This is a genomic window from Frankia sp. AgKG'84/4 (assembly GCF_023242965.2).
Taxonomy (GTDB): Bacteria; Actinomycetota; Actinomycetes; order Frankiales; family Frankiaceae; genus Frankia.
Genome location: NZ_JALKFU020000518.1, coordinates 1 through 3910 on the forward strand (window position 1 = coordinate 1; position 3910 = coordinate 3910).

3 protein-coding genes are annotated in these 3910 nt (G+C 72.2%); 1 reads left to right on the top strand and 2 read right to left on the bottom strand.

What is annotated here, in order from left to right; translation table 11 throughout:
• Positions 1–102: 102 nt before the first annotated feature.
• Both MXD58_RS22375 and MXD58_RS22380 read right to left on the bottom strand, forming a co-directional pair.
• Positions 103–756, bottom strand: a complete 654-nt coding sequence (locus MXD58_RS22375; protein WP_250609865.1) for a cytochrome P450 — start codon at positions 754–756, stop codon at positions 103–105.
• 6 nt (positions 757–762) lie between these two features.
• On the bottom strand, positions 763–1350 hold the full coding sequence (locus tag MXD58_RS22380; RefSeq protein ID WP_250609866.1) for a cytochrome P450 family protein: 588 nt from the start codon (positions 1348–1350) through the stop codon (positions 763–765).
• Positions 1351–1726: 376 nt separating this feature from the next.
• Between MXD58_RS22380 and MXD58_RS22385 the strand changes: the two genes are divergently transcribed.
• A partial coding sequence (locus tag MXD58_RS22385) for an MMPL family transporter (protein ID WP_250609867.1) occupies positions 1727–3910 on the top strand: 2184 nt, incomplete at its 3' end.

Consider the following 3910-nt stretch of genomic DNA (forward strand, 5'->3'; position numbering starts at 1 on the left):
CGGACACAGGGGGGCGGGTTTGGCTAAATTGCCGCCCCCCGCGCCCGCGCGGGTGGGACCGCCGCCGGCCGGGCCGGGTGAGGGCCCGGCCGGCGCAGCGCGTCACCAGTGCACGGGCAGCGTCTGCGGGCGGCCGATCGGCGCCTTGAGCTCGTAGGTCAGTTCGTCCGCGGGTACCGCGAGGCGCAGCCCGGGGAGCTTCTCGAGCAGGGCCGCGAGCGTCTCGGTCAGCTCCACCCGAGCCAGGTGGGCGCCGATGCAGTGGTGCGGGCCGTGGCCGAAGGTCAGGTTCGTGACGGGCTCGCGGGTGAGGTCGAGCCGGTCGGGGTCGGTGAAGACCTCGGGGTCGCGGCTCATCGCCGCCAGCGGCACCACGACGACCTCGCCGGCGCGCACGACAAACCCGCCGAGGTCGACGTCCTCGGTCGCGACCCGCGGGAACGTCATCGACAGCGGGTGGTAGCGCAGCAGCTCCTCGACCGCGCCCGGCAGCCCGGAGGGGTCGGCAACGAGCGACTCCCAGTGCGACCGGTCGGCCAGCAGCGTGGTGATCACGTTGGTGATGACCCCACCGGTCGTCTCGAAACCGCCGATGAGCAGCGTCATCGCCAGCGAGTGCAGCTCCGCGTCGGTCAGCGGGTCGCCGTCAGCGGCCGCGGCCTGGGCGTCGTTGGCGGCGAGGACGACGTCGAGCAGGCCGGTGGGCTCACCGTCGGCCCGCGGCGCCGCGCGGCGCGCGCGGCAGAGTTCACCCACGTAGCCCTACAGCGCCCCGAGCCCGGCGGCGGCGCCGGCGGGGTCGAGGTGGAAACGGAACAGCGACGCGCTCCAGGTACGGACCTTCTCCCGGTCGAGGCCGGGCACGCCGAGCAGCTCGCAGATCACCTCGATCGGCAGGTGGAAGGCGAGATCGCGCAGGTCGCCCGGCTCGCCCTGGGCGATCATCGCGTCGATGCGGGCCCGCGCCGCGGCGGCGATCCCGGCCCGCATCCGCTCGATGCGGCGGTGGGCGAAGCCGGCGTTGACCAGGCCGCGGATCCGAGTGTGCGCCGGCGGGTCGAGCCAGAGCAGCGAGTTCGGGTCGGGGATCTGTCCGGCGGTCAGCGGCGGGTTGAACTCCAGCGTGCGGGTGCGGGAGAAACGCGGGTCGGCGAGCATCGCCCGGGCCGGCGCGTACCGCACGACCAGCCAGATCGGGACCTGTCCCGGTCCGAACCGGACCCGGTGCGCCGGTGCCGAGCGGGCCAGCTCCGCGAGATGTCCGCTGGGGTGCGGGGAGAAGGTATCCGGAAACGGAAACGAGGGGAGGTCCTGGTCGTTCTCGGTGGACACGGTTGCGGTGACCGACATCGGGACGTCCGTCCTTTCGGTGCCAGCTCCAGGGGAGCGGGGGGTTGGCGGACCGATCGTCACACGTCCATTGTGTGGGCATTGCGAAAAGCGTTCGATAGTGGCGCAAGCACCCATATTTGGCAACTAATGCACATCGCGTTGTGGATCGCTTGATCTTGGCAGTCTGTTGCCAGCGAAGGTCCAGAAATTCGTCACTCGGGACCGTGAACCCTCGGATCGGTGCCCCCGGCCGCCACCGGAGTGCCGATCTCGGCGCCGCAGCGACAGAACGCGTTGACGCCGAGCGATCGCCGGGCCAGATTGGCGATGGGACGAATTTCCCATTCCTCCCAAACCGTCCAAACGCTCGGGTCTGTGTGTCGAGGAGAGGTTCGTGGCGCTACTGGTCCGCTGGTGCCAGCGGAACCGCTGGCTGGTCGTGGCGGTGTGGCTCGTGGCGATGATCGCCGGGCTCAGCGCGGTCCAGAACGCCGGCTCGCGGTATTCCCTGGACCTCGGCAACGCCGGCGCCGAGTCCGCGCACGCGCTCGACCTCGTGGGCAAGGTCCTGGGCAATGACGGCCTGCCGGACAACGAGACGGTCACCGTGCGGGCCCGCCAGGGCACCGTGCAGGCGCCGGAGGTCCGCGCCCGGGTCACCGAGATGATCGCCCGGATCGGCAAGATCCCCGGCGTCGCGGCGGCGTTCGATCCCTACAGCCCCGCTGGCGCGCTGCCGATCGGTGGCTCGCCGCTGAGCGCGGACGGTCACGCGCTGATCTTCGCGGTGCTGATGAAGGGTTCGGCGACCGCGCCGGACACCGTCGCGATCCATCACCTGATGGACACCATCGCCGCCTACAACGGCCCGGACCTGCAGGTCGACGTCATCGGCCCGGGTTCGACCGCGGTCACACAGGCGGCGATCTCGCCGGGGCCGATCCTGATCGGTCTCGCCCTCGCCCTGATCCTGCTCGCGCTGACGGTCCGATCACCCGCGGCCGTGGCGGTGTGCGGCCTCGTCGGCGTGGCCTCGGTGGTCGGGTCGATCGTCGCGGTCACCCTGCTCTCGCACCGGGCCAGCATGATGGCGCTCGCGCCGCTGCTCGCCGTGGTGCTCGCGTTCGGGATGAGCCTGGGCAGCGCTGTGGTGATCGTCAACCGCGCCCAGAACGGCCTGCGGGCGGGCCTGGCACCACCCGACGCCGTGCGGGCGGCGATGCGCCGCCCCGGCCGGGCGACCCTCGGCGGTGGCCTCGTCCTCGGGCTGGTCATGCTCGCGACCAGCGCGCTGCACCTCAACACCCTGGCCGGTATCGCGCTGGCCGGCTTCGCCACCGCCGTGGTGAGCATCCTCGCCGTCGCCACCCTGCTCCCGGCGGCGCTGCACATCGCCGGGCGCGGGCTGCTCGTCTGGGTCGAGCGGACCCAGCTGCGCGCCACCGGTGCCGGCCTGCCGGTACGCCCGGGCCTGCGCTCCTGGTGGGCCGGCACGCTCGGCCGCCACCCGCGGATCTACGCCGGCGCGGCGGTGCTGCTGCTGGTGGTGCTCGCGCTGCCGGTCGCCGGGCTGCGCCTCGGCGGCTCCGACGGCGGCGTCGACGAGACCTCGACCACCACCCGGCGGGCCTTCGACGTGATCAGCGACCAGTTCATCCCCGGGCTCAACAGCCCGATCGTCGTCGTCGCCACGGGCCTGGCGGCCTCCCCGCCGGACGCCTCCACCCACCTCCTCGACGCGCTGAAGGCCACCCCCGGGGTGCAGCGCGCGTTCCTCTCGCTGCGCAACGACAAGGTCGACGGCGAGATGATCCAGGTCATCTCGCAGGACGCGCCGCGGTCGGAGTCGGTCAGCGCGCTGATCCACCGGATGCGGACGCAGACGGTGCCCGCCGTCACCAGGGGCACCTCCCTGAAGGTCTACATCGGTGGCCAGAGCGCGATCTTCGACGACGCCTCCGCGCGGTTCATCCGGATCCTGCCCGTGTTCGTCGGCCTGGAACTGCTCATGGTCGGGCTGACGGTCGGCATCGCGCTGCGCTCGCTGCGGCACAGCGTCGCGGTGATGGGCGCCAGCCTGCTCGCCCTCGCGGCTACCCTCGGCGTGATCACCACCATCTTCGTCAAGGGCACGTTCACCGGGGCGATGGGCGTGCGGTCCGGGCCGATCGAGCCGTTCGTCCTCGGCCTGATCATGATCATCGTGTTCGGGCTGGCGGTCGGCATGCACCTGACGATGCTCAGCCGGCTGTGGGGCGCGGCGGGGGAGCGCGACCAGACCCAGGCGATCAGCAGTCGCCACGCCGACGTCGGCCACGTCGTCGTCGCCACTAACATGATCATGGTGGCGGTGTTCCTGTCGCTCGCGGACCAGCCTGTGCGGATCATGAAGCTGCTCGGCGTCGGGCTGTCCGTCGGCGTGATCCTCGACGCGCTGGTCGTGCGGGTGATCCTGCTGCCGGCACTGGTCCACCTAGTGGGCCTCAGCGGCCGGGGCGACAGCGTCACCCTGGGGTCGGGGTCCACGGCGCCCACCTGGACCGGCGCCACCGCGACCGGCGGGCGCGCCGCCCGGCGC